Source organism: Allotamlana fucoidanivorans, assembly GCF_045788535.1.
In the GTDB taxonomy this organism is placed as follows: Bacteria; Bacteroidota; Bacteroidia; order Flavobacteriales; family Flavobacteriaceae; genus Allotamlana; species Allotamlana fucoidanivorans.
Map to the genome: position 1 here is coordinate 1,904,397 of NZ_CP074074.1, position 19,926 is coordinate 1,924,322.

General features: G+C 34.7%; 18 protein-coding genes. 4 read left to right on the forward strand and 14 right to left on the reverse strand.

Annotated features, from left to right (window positions below; all coding sequences use genetic code 11):
- Positions 1-17: 17 nt before the first annotated feature.
- The 7 genes from KFZ70_RS08710 to KFZ70_RS08740 form a co-directional block, all read right to left on the reverse strand.
- Complete coding sequence (locus KFZ70_RS08710; protein ID WP_139695181.1) at positions 18-983, reverse strand: hypothetical protein; 966 nt, start codon at positions 981-983, stop codon at positions 18-20.
- Positions 984-1,534: 551 nt separating this feature from the next.
- Complete coding sequence (locus KFZ70_RS08715) at positions 1,535-3,163, reverse strand: DUF1501 domain-containing protein (protein ID WP_139695180.1); 1,629 nt, start codon at positions 3,161-3,163, stop codon at positions 1,535-1,537.
- A 52-nt stretch (positions 3,164-3,215) separates the two neighbouring features.
- Positions 3,216-4,505 (reverse strand): DUF1800 family protein, encoded by a 1,290-nt coding sequence (locus KFZ70_RS08720; RefSeq protein ID WP_233243999.1) that lies wholly within the window; start codon positions 4,503-4,505, stop codon positions 3,216-3,218.
- Positions 4,506-4,571: 66 nt separating this feature from the next.
- On the reverse strand, positions 4,572-4,856 hold the full coding sequence (locus tag KFZ70_RS08725) for a hypothetical protein (protein ID WP_139695178.1): 285 nt from the start codon (positions 4,854-4,856) through the stop codon (positions 4,572-4,574).
- 103 nt (positions 4,857-4,959) lie between these two features.
- Positions 4,960-7,314, reverse strand: a complete 2,355-nt coding sequence (locus tag KFZ70_RS08730) for a TonB-dependent receptor plug domain-containing protein (protein ID WP_139695177.1) — start codon at positions 7,312-7,314, stop codon at positions 4,960-4,962.
- Positions 7,307-8,203 carry a FecR family protein gene (locus KFZ70_RS08735; protein WP_139695176.1) on the reverse strand — a complete coding sequence of 299 codons (897 nt, stop codon included), beginning with the start codon at positions 8,201-8,203 and terminating at the stop codon, positions 7,307-7,309. The genes KFZ70_RS08730 and KFZ70_RS08735 overlap by 8 nt, the downstream gene beginning before the upstream one ends.
- Before the next feature lie 87 nt (positions 8,204-8,290).
- A complete protein-coding gene (locus KFZ70_RS08740) occupies positions 8,291-8,806 on the reverse strand; it encodes an RNA polymerase sigma factor (RefSeq protein ID WP_139695175.1) in 516 nt (171 codons plus the stop codon).
- 114 nt (positions 8,807-8,920) lie between these two features.
- Here KFZ70_RS08740 and KFZ70_RS08745 point away from each other — a divergent pair, with 114 nt between their 5' ends.
- From KFZ70_RS08745 to folD, 3 genes are all read left to right on the forward strand, one after another.
- Positions 8,921-10,672, forward strand: a complete 1,752-nt coding sequence (locus tag KFZ70_RS08745; RefSeq protein WP_139695174.1) for a hypothetical protein — start codon at positions 8,921-8,923, stop codon at positions 10,670-10,672.
- 210 nt (positions 10,673-10,882) lie between these two features.
- On the forward strand, positions 10,883-12,211 hold the full coding sequence (gene ffh / locus KFZ70_RS08750; protein WP_139695173.1) for a signal recognition particle protein: 1,329 nt from the start codon (positions 10,883-10,885) through the stop codon (positions 12,209-12,211).
- 88 nt (positions 12,212-12,299) lie between these two features.
- Complete coding sequence (gene folD / locus KFZ70_RS08755) at positions 12,300-13,175, forward strand: bifunctional methylenetetrahydrofolate dehydrogenase/methenyltetrahydrofolate cyclohydrolase FolD (RefSeq protein ID WP_139695172.1); 876 nt, start codon at positions 12,300-12,302, stop codon at positions 13,173-13,175.
- 121 nt (positions 13,176-13,296) lie between these two features.
- On the opposite strand, the gene KFZ70_RS08760 is transcribed toward folD, so the two are convergent.
- Genes KFZ70_RS08760 through KFZ70_RS08785 form a run of 6 tightly spaced genes read right to left on the reverse strand, consistent with a single transcriptional unit; the run spans position 13,297 to position 18,483 of the window.
- The gene (locus tag KFZ70_RS08760; RefSeq protein ID WP_139695171.1) at positions 13,297-14,112 is read right to left on the reverse strand and encodes a pseudouridine synthase; all 816 of its coding nucleotides are present in this window, start codon (positions 14,110-14,112) and stop codon (positions 13,297-13,299) included.
- Between the two features lie 21 nt (positions 14,113-14,133).
- Positions 14,134-14,967: an alpha/beta fold hydrolase gene (locus tag KFZ70_RS08765; protein ID WP_139695170.1), complete on the reverse strand. Its 834-nt coding sequence runs from the start codon at positions 14,965-14,967 to the stop codon at positions 14,134-14,136.
- Complete coding sequence (locus KFZ70_RS08770; protein WP_139695169.1) at positions 14,968-15,336, reverse strand: cupin domain-containing protein; 369 nt, start codon at positions 15,334-15,336, stop codon at positions 14,968-14,970.
- 28 nt (positions 15,337-15,364) lie between these two features.
- Positions 15,365-16,345, reverse strand: a complete 981-nt coding sequence (locus KFZ70_RS08775) for a YitT family protein (protein WP_139695168.1) — start codon at positions 16,343-16,345, stop codon at positions 15,365-15,367.
- A gap of 10 nt (positions 16,346-16,355) precedes the next feature.
- Positions 16,356-16,913 carry a hypothetical protein gene (locus KFZ70_RS08780; RefSeq protein ID WP_139695167.1) on the reverse strand — a complete coding sequence of 186 codons (558 nt, stop codon included), beginning with the start codon at positions 16,911-16,913 and terminating at the stop codon, positions 16,356-16,358.
- A gap of 28 nt (positions 16,914-16,941) precedes the next feature.
- On the reverse strand, positions 16,942-18,483 hold the full coding sequence (locus KFZ70_RS08785) for a helicase HerA-like domain-containing protein (protein ID WP_139695166.1): 1,542 nt from the start codon (positions 18,481-18,483) through the stop codon (positions 16,942-16,944).
- A gap of 187 nt (positions 18,484-18,670) precedes the next feature.
- Here KFZ70_RS08785 and KFZ70_RS08790 point away from each other — a divergent pair, with 187 nt between their 5' ends.
- Complete coding sequence (locus tag KFZ70_RS08790; protein WP_199240652.1) at positions 18,671-19,300, forward strand: 7-carboxy-7-deazaguanine synthase QueE; 630 nt, start codon at positions 18,671-18,673, stop codon at positions 19,298-19,300.
- A 51-nt stretch (positions 19,301-19,351) separates the two neighbouring features.
- On the opposite strand, the gene KFZ70_RS08795 is transcribed toward KFZ70_RS08790, so the two are convergent.
- Positions 19,352-19,879, reverse strand: coding sequence for a DUF2911 domain-containing protein (locus tag KFZ70_RS08795; RefSeq protein WP_139695164.1), 528 nt, complete (start codon positions 19,877-19,879; stop codon positions 19,352-19,354).
- Positions 19,880-19,926: the final 47 nt, after the last annotated feature.

Genomic DNA, 19,926 nt, shown 5'->3' on the forward strand with positions numbered 1-19,926 from the left:
TATTTTGTCTTGGTATATTAGTTTGATACCTGAAATCTTTTAAGCATATTTTTACCTGAAGGATCTGGAACTTCTGATATGAAGGCATAATGACCTTCATCTAAATTAACCTTAAAATAACCTTTATGTCCTGAAGGCATATCATTAACACCGCCAAGGAAAGTGAAATTTTCTGGAGCTGGTTCTATGAGCCCTTGGGGGTTGGCCCAGTTCATCCAGTTTTCAAGCACTTTTAAATCGGCATTGTTATGAATTTTAACAAGGTTAATATCATGTCCTACAAAATGTTCATGTTTAATTTGATCCTCAAAATTAACCGCAAATGTGTAGTTTCCTGGTGTAATACTACTTTCAGTATCAATGATAATACCTTTGGTACTTGAAATGCTTATGGTTTTATCTGCTATGGGCTCTTGTAGTAACGACACTTCAGGTGAAACCACCAAATCTTTAACCATGCCCATGGAGGTATGGAATACACCATTACTCATTTTTACATAACATTCTACAATATATTTTCCGGGGTTTAAATGGATTGTTGTACTAGAAGTATGATTAGGAGAAAGAAGTCCGGAACCACCAAGAAAAACAACGTCGCTAAACCATTCTGGAAGGTTAGCAAATTCAGCAAATCCATCTTCTGCTTTATTTTGCATAATCAATTGCATGCCTTTGTCAAAAATAGGAGCTATTAATTCTTCAACATCTTTTGAAGTTTTACCTTCGGGATATTTGTCAACTATGAAAAAATGAGTTTGCGGTGATTTATTTTGGTAAACAAATGTATTCCATCCTGAAGAAATTGTATCTGGCATGTTGAAATCCATACTTTCAGTTGTAATAACAATATGTTTCGGTTTTTCTTTTTTAGGGTTTTCGGTTTTGTTCTCCTTTTTATCCGACTTACAAGCAGATATAAAACAACTTATTAGTAAACTAGTAACTAGCGCATAGATAATGCTGGGTTTTGAAAAAGTAGCCATTTTAATGAAGATTAAAAGTTATTAAGCCTAAATTAAGAAGGGTTAATTCCAATTATCTGGATATGAATCAACTACAATTTAGTAATTATTTTAAATAAAACAAAACGCTTTTACTAAAATAATGCTTAAGTAGCTATTTAAATAAAATGATGGTTACAGGTTATATAGAAAGCAAGCGGAAACTCATGTTAGACGTAATGTCTTATGATTCGTTTTTGATATTGCCTCTAGGCCATAACGTGGCACTGCTATAAGCTATAGTGTAAGGCGATTTTGCTTTTTTAAGGGACATCTATTTTTAATTCAGTTATTTAAGTAATTCTGTTCTACAAATGTATACCTGGAGTTTCGTAGTTTTTATGTGTAAGTAGTCACCATTGTTTTCAGTGTATTCTTTATGTGTCGGGTCTGTTAAAATAGTGTTTATCTATTATTTAAATCATAGAGGCATGAGTATACCCAAAAGAGATTATGATAAAGAATAGATGGGTTTTATAAACGTTTTTCAAACGAAATTAAATTGGAGCATTTTTTTAGGGTTATTAATCCGTTTATATTTTTACTACTTTATGGATCTCTTTAGTGCCTTCTGAACTTATTTCAAAGAAATAAACCCCGTTACTAAAACTATACAAATTGAGAGCTACATTGCCATCAACTAAGGTCTCTATTTTGGTTAACAGCAAAATGCCAGATGCATTGTATATGCTTAAAGTGAGAGTTTCAGTTCTGTTAATACCGGTAATATTAACATGGTCTCTGAAAGGATTAGGGTATACTAACCAGTTTTTGGTTTCTGCTAAAAGGTTTTTTGTACTGGCTATACAGCCTTTTGAAATGTCAAACTCAGATTTTAAAAGATCATCTATTTTTAAATTGACAAAACTGTCATTTATCGTATGATTAAAAAAAGTAGCATCAATTATGGTATTATTAGCGCCAAGATAATTTTGCAGTAGGGTGCTAAATGTTTGTCTATAGTCGTATTGAACCGTTTGTATTTGAAAGTTGTTTGAGCTGGTGGCTTCGGTTAAGTCTGGATTAGTTCCAGAAACACCACCTTCAACGGGTTTGCCAAAAACAAACATGGGTGCTATTTCGCCATGATCAGTTCCTAAATTACCGTTTTCGGCTGCTTTTCTACCAAATTCAGAAAAGGTGAGGCCAACTACATCATCGGCTAATTTTTGGCTATTCATGTCATTCATAAAGGCTTCCATGCTTTCGGCTAAATCAGTGAGTAAGCTATGATGTTTTCCAATAGCTTCTCCTGGGCCTTGCACTTGTGCATTATGCGTGTCAAATCCTGAGATACGTACCATGTAAATTTTTGAACCTAAATCTCCGCTTATTAAACGTGCTACCGTTTTTAATTGATTTGCTAAATCCGAATCAGGGTAGCTAATATCATTTTTTCCAGAATTAAACGCATTTGAAATAGATTCGGCATAGGTGTTTGACAGGGCGTCGGTATTGGTAATAAACTCCAGCTGCTTACCGTAATCTGAATCAGGAATATTTGAAGGTGGCACGCCACCCAATCCACTTAAAACAGAATAAAATCCAGCAGGGTCTTGCCCAGAAATATTTAAGGATAGGCCGTGCGCCTCTTCGGCATGAAAACCTAATGATGTTTTGTTAGAACCAATCTCAACCGCAAGTGGATAATTTTCTACAATTAAGTCAGTATAATACAATTCCATAAATCTACCAATCCAACCGGTGTCTGTTCCATTTAAAAGACTATTGCCATCATTTCCTGTTAAATACAAATCAGTAGATTTAAAATGACTTTTATTTTGTGATGGATAACCTACAGACTGCATGATTCTTAACCAACTTTTATCGTATAATGATTTAAGTCTGGTAAGTGCTGGGTTTAAACCTATTTGCTGGTTGTCAGGCAATGAGCTGTCTAAACTAATATATTTGTCTGGTCCAGAATTAGGAACTTTTATTGTTGGTCTTAAATTGCTGTAAATATCATATTGGTTTAACGGAATAATGGTGTTTAAACCATCATTAGCCCCAGCCAAATTAATAAGTACCAGCTTCCTGTTTGAAATATCAGGGCAGTTGGCGTATGGCATAAATGATTTCATTGCCCCTTGTAGTTCAAAAGGCGTTAAAGCAATAGCCGATGCCACAGATGATAGTTTTATAAAATGCCTTCTTTTCATAAGTTCATTTTTGGTGTTCTGTTAAGTGCTTTCACTTTCATGATTGTTAGGTTTACATTAGTTGAAATTCTGCTGCATTGACCATAGCAATAATTAAAGCGTTCAAGCGTACTCTTACTGTTGTTGCATCGCCATCATTGATATATCTTGACCATACTCCAGACCAATAATAATCAGGAAAACCTTCATCTACTAAAAACCTTTTAAAATAGTCTGTTCTATCAGTATCAATAGTTTCAGGATAAAGTAAATTGGCAATTTCGGTTACTAATAAATTGGGGTCGGAGGCATTTGGTATGTTGTTTTTTACAAAAGTAACTGTGTCTAGTTGGGCATATATATTTCCTCCAGAAATGGTGTTTTTGCCTTCAATTAAACTTTCAATGAGTTTGTATCTTCCAATTATGGTGTTTGATGAAAACCAGTTTCTATCATATCCTGGTGTCTGATAATATGCAGGGTATCCAGCAACTTCATCTGGATTAAAAAACTCCATTCCCGCAGCTGGAAAATATCTGTTATGAATGAAATTAAGAAAGAAATTTCTATAGTATAGCAACGCATCTGTAGTTGGGTTGGGGTATTTTACCATAAACATGGTGCATATTTCTGATAATAATTGCAGCGGACTTTTTATAATACTGCCAATAATGTTGTCTGTTGCATCACTGTCATCAGCATCATAAAAATGTTCACTGGAAAGTAAGATTGTTACCACGGGTAATATTTCATAATTGTTATTTATGAGTATTTGTGCTAGTGTAGTGATTATATCTGTTTCAACTTCATTATTCCAGTCACTTTTTACGAAATACCTGTAAAGTTTTCTGCAATACGCTTTAGCTGTTTCTTCTTGCGCAAAGATCATTTCAACAAACGCATCTAATTCTTCAAAAATTTCGGTTTCTGTATTTTTTCCTTCTATTGTTCTATTTCCAAAAGCTTTGCTGAATGTTTTATCTTTACTGTCATGTTGATTAACATTAACATAGCCCATGGGTATATTAGTGTCTGGATCAATATCGCTTCTTTCAGGACGTTTTTTAAAACCAGAAAACACTTTTGCTGCTTGCTGAATATCTACTTCTGTGTAGTTGGTGTAGTTGCCTGGTCCAATTTGTTCGCCCTTTAAAATAGTGAATAGCTCTAAATATTCACGGGCATAATTTTCATTTGGATTGTTTTTATTGTTTTGTGTATTATCCAAATAATCAAGCATGCCGTTGTCTAAAGTTATTTTTTTAGCTAGAGTTTTTAGGTTTCCAAAGGCATAAAAATCTAATAAGTTTAGGTGGTCATAAAAATATGTGGCTGCCCCAACGCCCGTATCTTTTCCAACCACAAAATTGGTATGTAAAAAGAAAGATAGCTTATGTTTTAGGGTAGTGTGCTGTATGGCATTATACCATCACCAACCTGCAATATGAGCACGTTTTCTGCCTTGACCTTCAAATGAATTTGGAAGTTCAGGCGAAGAGATCCAGAAGCCATCAGGAGCTTCTATTGGTAACGGATCGTATGGTTCTGATAAGATGTTGGAAGGAGCTGTTGTTAAACTGTTAACTGCATCAGAGGCTGACATGCCTACAAAAGTATCCAGCTGCGCTTTTGTAAACTTAAAAGTAGCACGTCTTAATAGATGTTTAGCTTTTCTTAAATCTAAATTAGAACCAAGTGGGGTTAATGATGCCATATTATAATTTTTGGTAAATTAGGAAAAAGAATAGCTGAAGTATCTCAAACTTAATTTTTTTCGATAAAAAACAAGTTTTTAACTTATTAGAAGGGTACTATATCTATAAAAATATTCTAAAACTTACATTTGGAGTGATACCAAGTGATTCATTTTCAATTTGATTTAGATTGTTTTCAGAATTTAGGGTGTAATAGCGGTTCAAAATATTTTTCTTGTTCAGTAGGTTCCAAATAGAAGCACCAAAGGAGGCTTTTGTTTCATTTGAAATACTAAAACTATAAATAATGGAGCAATCAACTCTTAAATAATCATTAAGGCGACTACTATTTGGACTTAAATAAGTAATGATGCCGTCTTCTGGAGGTGTACTAGGATCGGGTTTTGTGATTGGTTTTCCTGAATGATAATTTAAACCCGCTGCCCACTTAAAATTTTTATAGGTATAGCTACCTGCAATATTTAAAATGTGCGTAAGGTCAACGTTGTTGGGGAAAGAATTTCCTTGGTTTAAATTTGAGAACGTATAGGTGTTCTTGCTATATGAGTACGATATCCAGCTTGTTATGGTATTGCTAATCTCTTTATTTAAGAGCACATCAATCCCTTTAATTTGGTAGCTTCCTATGCTGTTAACGAATTGGTATTGATTTTGAAACCCTTGACTACGGGTGGTAATACCGTTTACCTGTTTTATAAAAGCTTCCGTACTTACCAAAAAACCGTTTTTCTTAAAGTGAACCCCTGCAGAGAGTTGCTTGCTTTTTAGTACAGGTACAGGAAAAATGGTTTGGTTGTCATTGGTAATAACGGTTTTGTTGTTGTTTGCTAGTACCCATCGGCGTTTTTCAATGCCTAAAAAGTCATTTTGTAAATCTATAATTTGTGAGGTCGTCTGACTTTTAAATTCCCCTAAAACTTCAAATCTGAAGTGATTTAAAAAACGCTGACTAAAACTTAGTCTGGGTTCAGGAATAAGCATATCAAACTTGTTTATGTAGTTTAGTCTGCCGCCTAAATTGATTCTGGTTTTGGTATTTTGCGATAAAAAACTTAGTTCAGTATAAATGGCGCGTGTTCTTATAACTTCTTTTATATAACGCCTGAAGGGCGGGTTGTTAAGGTCTTCTAAATTGCTTATACCAACCTCGGTAAACTGGTAACCTCCATTTATATTGAGTTGATTATTTACTTTATAATTAATATCCATTTTTGCTGCACCATCATAAACTTCGTTTTCTTGAATTAAACGTTGATTGTTAATAATATCGTGGTTTGTAGCATCTAAATCATAATTTGAAACATAAAATTGACTGGTTGTTGAGAGTCGCGAATTCCAATCTCTAATATACGTTAAGCCTATGGCTGTATTCCTCTGAGAAAGCTTACTGTTTAGAGCCTCATCCCTTTGGTTTATGGTAGATTGCTCGTCATAATCAAGATTGTTGTCAACGTGCAAAAAATTAAAACGCAATTTGTCTTTTGGAGAAACATCATAGAGAAATTTCGCTGTAACATCATAGAAATAAAAATTTTCATTGGTTGAAATGCTCTGGTCGTTGCCTTTTGATTTAGTAAAATCTGAATCCTGAAAAATACGTTTTGAGTACTGCTCAAAGGTTATGGTGTTAATCACGTCTGTGATAGATCTACGCGCTGAAATTTGCAATTCGGTAGTATTGGAAAGTGGTATTTTAGCATAGCCATCGGCATTAATAAAATTAAAGCCTGCTCCAGCATTAAACTCATTGTCAACATCATTGGATAAGCGCATATCAACAATACTAGAAACCCCATCACCATATTGTGCAAGCGACCCATTTTTATAAACGTTTACTTGTTTGGTTGTATAAGGGTTAAAGGCAGAAATTAACCCGAAAAAATGACCAGACTGGTACATTTTTATACCATCCCAAAGAAAAAGGTTTTGGTCGTGGGTTCCCCCACGTATATTAATGTTTGATACTTTTTCATCGGCACTGGTTACCCCTGGTATGGCTTGAATAGTTTGTAATACGTCGGGTTCAATAAGGCCTGGTAAAATACCTAAATCTTGCGGTTTTATGGTTATAGATCCGTCGTTGAGTTTTGTAATTCCAGAGGTTAAATAATTGGTTACAACAACTTCTTCTAAATTTTGAATTTTAAATTCAGATTTATCTTTTTTTGAAGGACGAATAACTACAAATTTGTTATCTAGCCATTCAAAGTTTAGTTGATTTTCAGTTTCAAGACGTTGCAAGGCGGCTTCAAGACTTAAATGCTCATCTAATGAAGCACTATGTTTTCCTTCAATGGTTTTATTAGCATAAGAAAAATGAATACCATGTTTCTTTTCTAAACGCTTTAAAATAGAACTCAGTGTTTCTTGTTTCTTATTGGTATTCTGACTAATAGTTGCAACAGAATACAATAAAAAACAAAGTGAAATGATAGAAAAAAACCGTTTATTAGTCACGTTTTAAGGTTATGTTACGACCTGTTTTTGTATAGCTTAAATTAAGAGGGAGCGTTAAAGATTTTAAAGCCACCTCTAAGTTGTCATGAGAGAAACTTCCTGTAAATAATGTTTCAGCGTCAACATTTATTAAGGTAACATCTACATTGTATTGTCGTTCAAATTCGGCAACAACCATTTTATAAGGTAAACTTCTAAATACACTAGCGTTATTTAGCCACGAAGGCATGATGCGATTTTCTTTTTCTTTAGCCATTTTTTTCCCATCAACAATTAAAAAGCTTTCTCCAGGGGTAAGCTTAGTTTCATGAGATTGAAATGTGACACCAACTAATCCTTCGTAGCAAATAACTTCAAAATAATGTTCTCTTTGTTTTACATTAAACTGTGTGCCATAAACCTGAACAATTCCCGATTCTGTTTTCACCTTAAAAGATGAACCTTTTGCCACTTTAAAAAAGCCCTCTCCTTGTAAACTAACCTCTCTATGATCTTTCCACCTCTTTTTATTGTATACCAAATGAGATTTAGCATTAAGAAATACGCTTGAGGCATCAGGAAGTTCAACAGTGGTTTTTTGAGCAAATTCAGTTGAAACGGTTGTGTTTAACGTTGTTGTGTAATAATATAAACCAAAACAAATAGCTAGTATGGCAGCTATACGCATCATAGGTTTAAACCATGGTTTTGGCTGCTGCTTCTTACTTTTAATTTTTGAGAGCGTATTTACAAGTTCTTCAGAACTGTTATAAGTCTCAGCTTTAAAAGCTTGCAGATTTTGGTTTAACTTCACCAAATCATCATAGTCTTCAAGGTTTTTAAAGGCCTCTAATTCCTGACTAGTAAGGTTGTTGTCTAGCCATTTTGATATGAGTTCTTGTCTGTTCATAATGCGTATTCAGATATATAACAGTTAACTTTTAATTTTTCCTACCCTAGTTTAAAAAAAAATAAATTTTTATGTCTTTAAAAGGGGTTATAGTTCCTTAATGTCTTGTCTTAATTTTTCTAGTGCGCCGTATATGCGCTTTTCAACAGCTTTGGTTGAAATATTAAGCAGTTCAGCAATTTCTTTAAAACGTTTGCCTTCTACGCGGTTCATCATAAAAGCAACCCGCTGGGCATCGGTTAAATTTGTCAAAGCACGTTGCAGTTTGTCATTGTACTCAGCTTCCCGCATTAAAAATTCAGGACTTTCGTTAGTATACATTTTGGGTTTGGTTTGCTGGTGCTTTAAAACCACCTTTTGATGCGCCGCTTCATTAAGCATTAAATTGTTGGCCGTAGTAAACACAAAACTCTTGGCTTTATCGGGAGTTATTTTTCCGCAGTTTTCCCAAAGTTTTATAAAGGCTTCCTGAACTTTGTCTTTGGGATTTAAAAGGTCTCCAAACTTATAGTATAAAAAGTTGTGTAAATCTGTGGCATGTTTTTTAAATATGGAAGAAAACAAGTGTTCTTCACAAATATTATTATGTAATCGTTTCCCCATTATTATTGGTGGTTTGCAACACTAAAATAAAAAAAATGCAAACAAGGGGTAGGAATTTTTAAAGTTAAACTGTTTTATAACAAAAAAGCTATGTTTAACCCAAACACATGTACCATGAAAACTACATTAAAATCATTATTGTTATTGCCTTTTTTTGTCCTTTTATTGTTCACTTCTTGTCAGGAAGAAAAAATAGAAATTTCTGAAATTGATGAGAGTGAAGCCCTTGTTGCCGAATCTGAATTAACAGATTTATTGTACTCCACATCTATCATGGATGGATCTGCTGATAATATCATTGATAAAGCCAGCTGTACCTCTGTAAAACTTCCAGTTACCGTTGTAGTAAATGGATTAGAAATTATTATTGATTCAAAAGAAGACTTTAAAGTAATTGAAGCCATCTTTAAAGAATTTGATGATGATGAAGATAATCTGGAAATTATTTTTCCAATCACCGTTATTTTAAGCAATCATGAAGAGATTGTTATTCAAAATAAAACAGAATTAGCCGCTAAGATTGAAGCCTGTAGAGGTGAGAACGAAGAAGATGAGGATATTGAGTGTATCGATTTTCAATACCCTATATCATTTTCAGTGTATAATTCAGCGTTTCAAGTTATTGATGTGATAACCATTGAAAGCGACAGACAATTACACCGTTTTATTGAAAGAGTTAAAAGCTCTGAAGTGTTTGCAAGCTTAAATTTCCCTGTAACTATGGTTTATGCAGATGGGTCAACGGTTGAAGTAAACAGTAATAAGCAATTGGCATTAACCATTAGAGAAGCCAAAGGTGTGTGTGATGAAGATGATGATAACGATTATGGCGATGATGATTTTACCAAAGAACGGCTAGATGCGTATTTAAAAACATGTCCTTGGATAGTTTATGAATTTATGAGAAATGAAGTTGATAATACAACAGAATACAGAGAATATGCTCTTAATTTTAGAGAGGAAGGTGTCCTGAAAATGCGTGCCAGAGGTGGTGATGTGTTAACAGGAACATGGAGTACTCGTGTGACTGATAGAGGAGCGCTTTTAAAAATGCAGTTTGAAACCATGGCCGATTTTACACTAGAATGGGTGGTTTACGATATTGAATACGGAAAAATTAAGCTTTTTGAAGTAGGAGGTAACCGTATCATAATGAAGAAAAACTGCGATGTTGTTATTGATTATACTAAGGAAAGAATTAATGAATACCTTCAAAAATGTTTGTGGCGTGTAGCCCGTTTAAGTGTTGATGGCATTGACAACGAAAAAGAGTACATAGGCACACCATTAAAGTTCTTTGAAAATAACGTAGTAAAGTTAAGGTTGAATGGGGAATTTTTAGAAGGCACCTACGAAATTGGAATCCGTAATACAGGAGCTATTTTAAGAATATATTTAGAAGGTAGACCTAATTTGAAATTAGAGTGGTTAATTACCTTCTTAGAGCCAGGTTTCATCAAACTTTCCAATGCCAATAATAAAATGATTTTAGAAAGACATTGTCCAGATGGTGATGGAGATATCAATTATATTATTGATGTTCTTACTAATGGAGAATGGGAAGTTGCTCAATATATGGATCAAGGTAACAATGAAACGGTGAATTATGAAGGTTTTGTTATAGGATTTAATGAAAACGGAATGTTGTTTGCCGAAGGTAATGGGAAAAATTATAACGGATCTTGGTTGGCTTACCGAAATGAAGGTTTGTTTTTAGGGCTAAACTTTAAAACATTAGATGAACCATTTAGTGAGTTGAGACACCGTTGGAGAATAAAAGAAATTAATTCAGGTAGAATTGAGTTGAAAGATTTTAATTCCGTAGGTGAAATTGAAAGAGTCTTGGTGCTGGAAAAACGCATTTAGCAAAAAAGTATCAAATGAAAAAGAAACAAAAAGACCAGTTCGGTTGGTAGGTTAATAAACAATGTTTCTTTTATGAAAGCTGTCAATATCAATTGGCAGCTTTTTTTATTGGTTATGAGTTCTAAATACCTCATTACTTTTTAAACACGTTACTTCAATAATATCAAGCAAATCACTAAATTTGCACTTCTTAAAATTCGAATAGAAATTATGTTTAATAATTTAAGTGATAAATTAGATAAAGCCTTACACGTATTAAAGGGACATGGTAGTATTACAGAAGTAAATGTTGCTGAAACTTTAAAAGAAGTAAGACGCGCGCTTCTTGATGCCGATGTCAACTTTAAAATAGCCAAACAATTTACCAATACCGTTAAAGAAAAAGCACTGGGACAAAATGTATTAACTACATTACAACCAGGACAATTAATGGTAAAAATTGTTAAGGATGAGTTAACCGAACTGATGGGAGGTGATGCAGAAGGGATCAACTTATCTGGCACACCAAGTGTTATTTTAATGTCTGGTTTACAGGGGTCTGGTAAAACAACCTTTTCTGGTAAGCTTGCTAATTATCTAAAAAATAAAAAAACTAAGAAACCTTTATTAGTGGCTTGTGATGTGTATCGTCCAGCCGCGATAGATCAATTGCATGTAGTTGGCGAACAAATTGGGGTTGAGGTTTTTAGTGATAAAGGGAATAATGATCCTGTGGCTATTTCACAGGCAGCTATTGCACATGCCAAAGCCAACGGATTTAATGTGGTTATTATTGATACCGCTGGTCGATTGGCTGTTGATGAAGCCATGATGACCGAAATATCAAATATTCATAAAGCCATACAACCACAAGAAACATTGTTTGTGGTAGATTCAATGACAGGGCAAGACGCCGTGAATACCGCTAAGGCTTTTAATGATGTTTTGAATTTTGATGGTGTTATCCTCACTAAATTAGATGGTGATACGCGTGGAGGTGCTGCTATATCTATTAAATCGGTTGTTAATAAACCCATTAAGTTTATTGGTACAGGTGAGAAAATGGAAGCTATTGATGTATTCTATCCATCACGTATGGCTGATCGTATTCTCGGCATGGGGGATGTGGTATCCTTGGTAGAACGCGCACAAGAACAGTTTGATGAAGAAGAGGCTAGGAAACTTCAAAAGAAAATAGCAAAAAATCAGTTTGGTTTTGATGATTTCTTAAAGCAGATTCAGCAAATAAAAAAGATGGGGAATATGAAAGACCTCATGGGTATGATTCCTGGCGCTGGAAAAATGCTAAAGGATGTTGATATTGATGATGACGCCTTTAAAGGTATTGAAGCCATTATTCACTCTATGACACCCAAAGAGCGTAGTAATCCCGCTGTGCTAAATGCTAGTAGAAAAAAGCGTGTAGCTAAAGGCTCAGGAACCTCCGTACAAGAGGTTAATCAGCTGTTAAAGCAATTTAACCAAATGAGCAAAATGATGAAGATGATGCAAGGCGGTGGCGGTAAAAAGATGATGCAGATGATGAAAAATATGCGTTAATCTTGTTAATAGTTAATAGTTAATAGTTAATAGTTAATAGTTGGTTTTATTATTTTAAACCAACAACCAACAACCAACAACCAACAACATGACAATTTTAGACGGTAAAAAAGTTAGTAACGATATAAAAGAGGAAATTGCAGAACATGTAAAGGCGATGGTTTCTAAAGGTGAAAAAGTACCACATTTAGCAGCTGTTTTAGTAGGTTCTGATGGGGCTAGTATGACTTACGTTAATGCAAAAGTGAAGGCTTGTGAACGTATTGGTTTTAATTCTACACTTATAGAACTTCCTGAGTATACTTCAGAAGAAGCGTTACTAGAAAAAATAAACGAGTTAAATATCAATGATGATATTGATGGTTTTATAGTGCAGTTACCTTTGCCAGACCAAATTGATGAGCAAAAAGTACTTATGGCTATAGATCCTGATAAAGATGTTGATGGGTTTCACCCAGTAAATGTGGGGCGAATGGCTTTAGATTTACCAACCTTTTTACCAGCAACACCCTATGGTATTCTTGAGCTACTGGAACGCTATCAAGTAGAAACCTCAGGAAAAAATGTTGTGGTTATGGGAAGAAGTCATATTGTAGGGCGCCCCATGAGTATTTTAATGAGTCAGAAGCGTAAGGCGGGAGACGCCACAGTTACCGTGGTACATAGTAGAACTAAAAATTTAGCTGAGATTACCAAACAGGCCGATATTATTGTAGCAGCCATTGGGATATCGGAGTTTTTAACAGGTGATATGGTAAAAGAAGATGTGGTGGTTATTGATGTAGGGATAACCCGTGTGCCTGATGCTACCAAAAAGAATGGTTACAGATTAGCTGGTGATGTTGATTTTAAGAGCGTGAGTAAAAAAGCAAGTTTTATTACCCCGGTTCCTGGAGGTGTTGGCCCTATGACCATTGCCATGCTGCTTAAGAACACGTTACTAGCAAGAGAAAGACACGGATAGAAAAATATATTAATAAAATTGAAGAGCAGCATTAAAAAAAATGCTGCTTTTTTATATGAGCAACTATGGTAAAGGTGTTTTAGGTACTTCTTAAAATACCAATAAAGACTTGTGACAAATTTTATCTCTTTCTATGTTTCGGTGATCTGTTGTCTGTGTTTTGAGGTCTTTCAGAAGTGTCACGGCGTCTATCGGGTTTCGGTTTAAAAACTTTTGTAGAACCACTTATTAAGGTGCTTAGTTCTTTAAATTCTTCATGGGTAAGTTCGCGGTATTTCCCAACGGGTATATCTAGTTTTATATTCATGATTCTAACACGTTTAAGGGTTTGAACCTCATAATTTAAATAACTGCACATACGGCGTATTTGTCGGTTTAGTCCCTGTGTTAAAATAATCTTGAATTTGTAAGTGCCGAGTTTTGTTACCTTACATCTTCTGGTGGTTTGTTTTAATTCTTCTAAATAAATACCACCTGCCATACGCTCAATAAAGGTTTGAGAGATAGGCTTATCTACGGTTACAATGTATTCTTTTTCATGATTATTACTGGCACGGAGAATTTTATTGACTATATCGCCATCATCGGTTAAAAGAATAAGTCCTTCACTTGGTTTGTCTAGCCTGCCAATAGGAAAGATACGTTTTGGGTAGTTTATAAAATCAATGATATTGTCTTTTTCTACCGATGTGTCTGTAGTACAAACAATACCAACAGGTTTATTAAATGCTAGGTAAACAAAAGCATTTTTTGTATTTGTTATGGCTTCTCCATCTACGGCCACAATATCATTGGGCGCAATTTTGGTTCCCATTTCAGGAACAACCCCATTAATAGTAACGCGTCCTGCGTCAATCAGTTTATCGGCTTCTCTTCTAGAGCAATAGCCTACCTCACTTAAAAACTTATTTATACGTTTTAATGTAACTTCTGCCATGGCTCAAAAATACGACAATAATTAATGTGTTTCTGAAGTTTTTATAAAGGACAGTATGTGCTGGTATACCGTTTCCGACCTTAATCGGTGTCCTAAACCAATAGTTTTTATAAGTTCTGAGTTTTTATAGGCTCTATGGATATCAAGGGCTTCTTTAAATGATATGATATTGTCTTTTTTATCGTGAATAATTAAGCCTTTCGCGGTAATCTTAGAAAAGAAATTGTCTACATTATAGTATTTAGGGAACTGACCAAAGTGTTTGAAATAGTAATTGTTAATGGCGTTTGAAACCTTAGTGTTATACCCCATCATAGTGATGTAATTATTAACCGAAATTTCTAAGTTTGAAGGCGCGCCAAGCAAAACAATTTTACAAATAGAAGGTAAGTTGTGATTTGTTAATGCAATAGCGGTGGCTGTACCACCAATAGAATGTCCTACTATAGTTTGAGGTTTGAATGCTTTAATAACTTCATTTAAACATTCAGCATATAATGGGGCGTTAAAAATTTTATTGCCAGAAGCTCCATGTGCTGGCGCATCAACAGATATAATGTTATAATGCTCTTGTTTTAACAATTCAATAAGGTCTTTCCACCTATAAGAATTACTATCCCAGCCATGCACTAATAAAATGGTTTCTCCGTTTCCTTGCCAGTGATACGTTTTTATATGAAACCCTTGGTGTATGATGTTTTTCTTATCAGCTGTATTTAAATAAGTTTTGGCCTCATGGTCAAGTTTTGCGTTTCTTGGTTTAGAAAATAAAAACACCGCTAATTTAGCAGCTAGATAAGGTGAAAGTACGGCAATGCTATTTATTGCTTTACCAATTAATTTGGGTTGTATCATTTAAGCTTCTCGGTTAGCAAGATCTATTGAAAATGCGGGTGTACAAATTGCAAGGTATTCACAGGGCTCTGTAAACGGATTGGAATATTGTACTCGGGTATTCTTTTCTATTTTTATAGATTGCCCTGCTTCTAATACAATGACATCATCTTCAATTATAAATTGTTTTTTGCCCTTGATGATAAACGTGAATTCATCAAATTCAGGGGTTTGAAACGGTTCACTCCACCCCGCAGGGGCAATCATATGGGCTAGGCTTAGGTTTGAATCACCATTTGAAGCATGACCAAAATGTTCTTTAATGATTTTGCCATCTGTAGTAGGTACAATAAATGGATTATTTTGAATGGTATATTTCTTTTTTGCCATATTACATCTCAGTTAAAATCCTCCTTTTTTAATGCTTATCTTTTAGGGGTTTTCTTTTTATCATACCACCACGTAAGTCTTTAACTATACCCATAATGATAAAGGCTTTTTTATCAATCTTATCTATTTCCGTTTGTAGTTTGGCCAGTTCTAATCTCGTAACTACGGTGTAGATAATGTCTTTGTTATAACTATCGCCACTGGTTCCGTAGCCTCCTTTACCTGCATAGATGGTACATGCGCGCCTTAACTTTTTGGTGAGCATGAATCTTAATTCTTGATGCTTATTTGAAATAATGGTAACCCCTACATATTCTTCAACACCATCAACCACAAAATCAACCGTTTTTGCCGCCGCAAGATAGGTTAAAATAGCATAAAGCGCTGTTTCTACAGATAGGATATAAGCACCTGCTGAAAAAATGATAATGTTTATAAGGAGTAGAACATCTCCAATGGTCAATGATAATTTTCTGCCTAAGTATATAGCGAGAACTTCGGTGCCATCAATAACACTACCCCCTCGCATAGACATGCCTATACCTAAGCCTAGAAAAAAGCCACCAAATACGGCAATAAGGAGTTTGTCTTCCGTTACTGTTGGATACTCTACAAAATGAACAACAAGTGCAAGCATTGTAATAGCCACAATACTCTTTATAGCAAATTTTTTGCCTATGGTTCTAGAGGCTAAAATGATAAAAGGTAAATTCACAATAACAAGTAGAATACCCAGTTTTAAAGACGTTATATTCTCAAAAAGTAACGATATACCTGTAGCTCCACCATCAATAAATCTGTTAGGGAGTAAAAAACCTTTTAACCCAAATCCTGCTGAAAAAACACCAATGATAATAAATAAAAATTCTTTTAAAGCATGGGTTAATTCAACTTGAAAACTTCTTACCAAGGGCACTACTTCCTTAGGGCTGACAGGCTTTTGTGACTGTCGCTTTTTTAATTGCTTTTTAGCAATATCTACCAGTAGTTTTGATAAGATAGGGTTCATAGACTTGTATTTATATATTCCAGTTTATAAAAAAGTATTTCACCTTGGCATGATCTGGAATATGAGTGGGTTCAAATTTTAAATCCATATCAAACCTTAAATTAGCAGGTAATTCTTTTTTATCAATAGTAAAACTGGCGTTAATATCATCAACGGCTACAACTATAGAATTAATCAAATTACTAATTCTTGATATTTTATAGTTGTCATTAATATCTTTAAACGTACTTATACTTGATATGTTCTTTTCTGTTTTGTAACGTTCGTCAAAAATTCTAACATTACTGATTACCGAAGTGGAGTCTAAAATGAATTTAGGGGTTAATGCTAACAGCTTTTTACCACCTTTTTCATAAATGTTGATGGCATTACTGTTTCCAACAAATTCATCACCCGTTATAAACTTTACCACAGAATCATTGGGAAATGCCATTTCTAGATCTTTTACTTGTGTTGAATCGGTTAATAAGCCAACATGATGTTTTGAAACCTCAAAAGGGTTTGGTGTTTTACTACAACTAGATATTAAGAGGATTAAGGCTAATGTGCTTAAAAGATAATGTTTCATTGATTTGAGATATATAAATGTTTGATTATTATTTTTTCATGACTTTGTTTAATATACCAAAAACACTGCGAATAAACGTAGCACTTGTGAGTACCTTTACAATAGGGTTCATTCTTGTGCCTCGTGATTTGGTAGATTTACTACTTTTTTTAGCTTCCGATTTCTTAAGGGCTTCACGTTCTTTTTCCGCTTTTTCTTTGGCTTCTTCAGCTTCTACTTGTTTTATTTTTGCCGTTAGAAGCTCATAAGCACTTTCGCGATCAATTTCTTCATTGTATTTTTTTACCAATTTAGATGTTGATAGTAATGCGTTTAACTCTGTTTCGGTAAGAATATCCATTCTACTCATTGGCGCACGCATCATAGTAGCTGCTAAAGGGGTTGGGCGTCCCTTTTCATCCAAAGCAGAAACAAGGGCTTCTCCAATTCCTAGTGATGTTAAGACTTCTTCGGTATTATAATAGTGAGAATCAGGGTAGTTTTGTGCAGTGAGCTTTATGGCTTTTCTGTCTTTTGCAGTAAAGGCTCTTAAGGCATGTTGAATTTTTAAACCAAGCTGGCCTAAAACACCTTCAGGGACATCGGTGGGATTTTGTGTTACAAAATATAAGCCCACACCTTTACTTCTAATGAGTTTTACAATACTTTCAATTTGATTTAATAACGCTTTTGAGGCTTCATCAAAAATTAAATGCGCTTCGTCAATAAACATGATAAGTTCTGGCTGATCACTATCACCCTGTTCAGGAAAAGTAGCATATATTTCGGCCAATAGGCTCAACATAAAAGTTGAGAAAAGTTTGGGTTTATCTTGAATATCAGTTAATCGAAGGATGTTTATATAGCCTCTGCCATGTTCGTCAATTCTTAGTAAATCTTGCGTATCAAAAGAGGTTTCTCCAAAAAAAAGATCCGCACCTTGTTGTTCAAGCTCAATAATTTTTCTGAGAATTGCACCAGTGGAAGCTGTAGAAATCCTGCCATAAGATGCATTGAATTCTTCTTTACCTTTTTGGGTGGCATATTGCAGTATCTTTTTAAAATCTTTTAAATCTAAAAGAGGCAATTTGTTGTCATCACAATACTGAAAAATAACCGATACAATACCAGATTGTGTTTCTGTTAAATCAAGAATTCTTGAAAGTAATACGGGTCCAAATTCACTTATGGTGGCTCTTAAACGAACGCCATGTTGCTCAGATAAGGTGAGTATTTCTACAGGGAAGCCTTTCGCATTAAATGGTAAACCAATTTTTTCATGACGCTCATCTATTTTAGGGTGTCCAGGACTGGGTTGCGCTAAACCACTTAAATCCCCTTTTATATCCATGAGTAATACAGGAATACCTTTGTCACTTAAGTTCTCGGCCAATACTTGTAAAGATTTTGTTTTTCCTGTTCCTGTTGCTCCAGCAATTAAGCCGTGGCGGTTCATGGTTTTTAACGGAATCTTTACATGAGCACCCGCTAAGGTTTCCCCATTTAACATAGCTGCTCCTATGGAAATAAAGTCGCCTTTGGTTTTATTGCCTTCAGTGATATAGTTGAAAAACGTTTCCTTGGTTGTCATCCTTTTGATTTTGGATAAAAATACAGGAAAATTAAAGAAGAAAAAATGGCAGGGAACAAATTTGATTATTTTATGATTTTAGACATTAAAATGAATTGCAGTTTCACTGAATATCAATAATAAATGACTATTAATGAAAACTAAAAATGAATAGAATAATTAAAGGAATATGTATCTTTGCGCTCTTATGCAAAAAGAGATAAAAAAACGGGTTGATAAAGGGGAAATGCTTCCGCTGATGGAAGAATTTTATACCATTCAAGGTGAAGGTTACCATAAGGGGACAGCCGCTTATTTTATAAGAGTTGGTGGTTGTGATGTGGGATGTCATTGGTGTGATGTAAAAGAAAGTTGGAATGCCGATCTGCATCCGCCAACCGATACGATGAACATTGTTGAGAATGCTAAGAAATACAGTGATACCATTGTGGTTACTGGAGGGGAACCGCTTACTTGGGATATGACGTTTTTAACTCGAGAACTTAAAGCCAGAGGCATGAAAGTTCATATTGAAACCTCTGGCGCCTATAAATTGACTGGCGAATGGGATTGGATATGCTTGTCTCCCAAAAAGATAAAGTTGCCCACCAAAGAGGTGTATGAAAATGCTAATGAGTTAAAAGTTATTGTATACAATAAAGACGATTTCAGGTTTGCTGAAGAACAAGCAGCACAAGTAAACCAAGATTGTATTTTGTATTTGCAACCAGAATGGAGCAAAAGAGATAAGGTAGTTCCTGAAATTGTAGACTACGTTATGGCAAACCCTAAGTGGAAAATCTCACTTCAAACACACAAGTATTTGAATATACCGTAAAACAAAAAAGCACCAATATTTAGGTGCTTTTGTTTTGAGTTGTGCTTTTGGTTACTTACTAATAGGAACGGTAACTAAAGTTGTGCCCCAAGCCAAGTACATATGGTCTGCATCAAAAGTTATGGAGAAGGCTTCAATGCTTTCCCCCTTTGATACGGGTGCATTTACCCTAAGCACATCTTTGCTCTCATCATAAGTGTAAGCGCCCCACACATCTGTATCACTGTTTAAAATAATAGTCCATTGGCTCTCGTTAGGAATGGTGTATAATGAATAAGTGCCAGCTTTTACCAGAGCACCTCCAAATTTCAAATCTTGATAAAATTTAATTTCACTAGCCTCATTGGCTCCTGTTCTCCATACTTTGCCATTAGGAGCTAATGTCTCTAAGGAACGCCCTTTTAATTGCGGCCGACTGTATATCACTTTAGCCATAGGGGGTGATTTTCTATCGGTTCTGTAGTATGCAATGTCTAGCGGACTTTTATCTAATTTTGAGAATTTTTGAGCGTGTACCTGAGTTGAAATGAGCATCAAAAAAGCAAATACCGAGGTGATAATGCATGTGGTTTTTTTCATCTTTTGTTTTTTAGGTTTATGAAGCTTTAAAGTTAGGAGGTAAACAT

What these genes read in the sequence shown, in the direction of transcription:
- KFZ70_RS08710 (WP_139695181.1), bottom strand. Translation starts at nt 983, where the DNA reads ATGGCTACTTTTTCAAAACCCAGCATTATCTATGCGCTAGTTACTAGT.
- KFZ70_RS08715 (WP_139695180.1), bottom strand. Translation starts at nt 3,163, where the DNA reads ATGAAAAGAAGGCATTTTATAAAACTATCATCTGTGGCATCGGCTATT.
- KFZ70_RS08725 (WP_139695178.1), bottom strand. Translation starts at nt 4,856, where the DNA reads ATGGCATCATTAACCCCACTTGGTTCTAATTTAGATTTAAGAAAAGCT.
- KFZ70_RS08735 (WP_139695176.1), bottom strand. Translation starts at nt 8,203, where the DNA reads ATGAACAGACAAGAACTCATATCAAAATGGCTAGACAACAACCTTACT.
- KFZ70_RS08740 (WP_139695175.1), bottom strand. Translation starts at nt 8,806, where the DNA reads ATGGGGAAACGATTACATAATAATATTTGTGAAGAACACTTGTTTTCT.
- KFZ70_RS08745 (WP_139695174.1), top strand. Translation starts at nt 8,921, where the DNA reads ATGAAAACTACATTAAAATCATTATTGTTATTGCCTTTTTTTGTCCTT.
- ffh (WP_139695173.1), top strand. Translation starts at nt 10,883, where the DNA reads ATGTTTAATAATTTAAGTGATAAATTAGATAAAGCCTTACACGTATTA.
- folD (WP_139695172.1), top strand. Translation starts at nt 12,300, where the DNA reads ATGACAATTTTAGACGGTAAAAAAGTTAGTAACGATATAAAAGAGGAA.
- KFZ70_RS08760 (WP_139695171.1), bottom strand. Translation starts at nt 14,112, where the DNA reads ATGGCAGAAGTTACATTAAAACGTATAAATAAGTTTTTAAGTGAGGTA.
- KFZ70_RS08765 (WP_139695170.1), bottom strand. Translation starts at nt 14,967, where the DNA reads ATGATACAACCCAAATTAATTGGTAAAGCAATAAATAGCATTGCCGTA.
- KFZ70_RS08770 (WP_139695169.1), bottom strand. Translation starts at nt 15,336, where the DNA reads ATGGCAAAAAAGAAATATACCATTCAAAATAATCCATTTATTGTACCT.
- KFZ70_RS08775 (WP_139695168.1), bottom strand. Translation starts at nt 16,345, where the DNA reads ATGAACCCTATCTTATCAAAACTACTGGTAGATATTGCTAAAAAGCAA.
- KFZ70_RS08780 (WP_139695167.1), bottom strand. Translation starts at nt 16,913, where the DNA reads ATGAAACATTATCTTTTAAGCACATTAGCCTTAATCCTCTTAATATCT.
- KFZ70_RS08785 (WP_139695166.1), bottom strand. Translation starts at nt 18,483, where the DNA reads ATGACAACCAAGGAAACGTTTTTCAACTATATCACTGAAGGCAATAAA.
- KFZ70_RS08790 (WP_199240652.1), top strand. Translation starts at nt 18,671, where the DNA reads ATGCAAAAAGAGATAAAAAAACGGGTTGATAAAGGGGAAATGCTTCCG.
- KFZ70_RS08795 (WP_139695164.1), bottom strand. Translation starts at nt 19,879, where the DNA reads ATGAAAAAAACCACATGCATTATCACCTCGGTATTTGCTTTTTTGATG.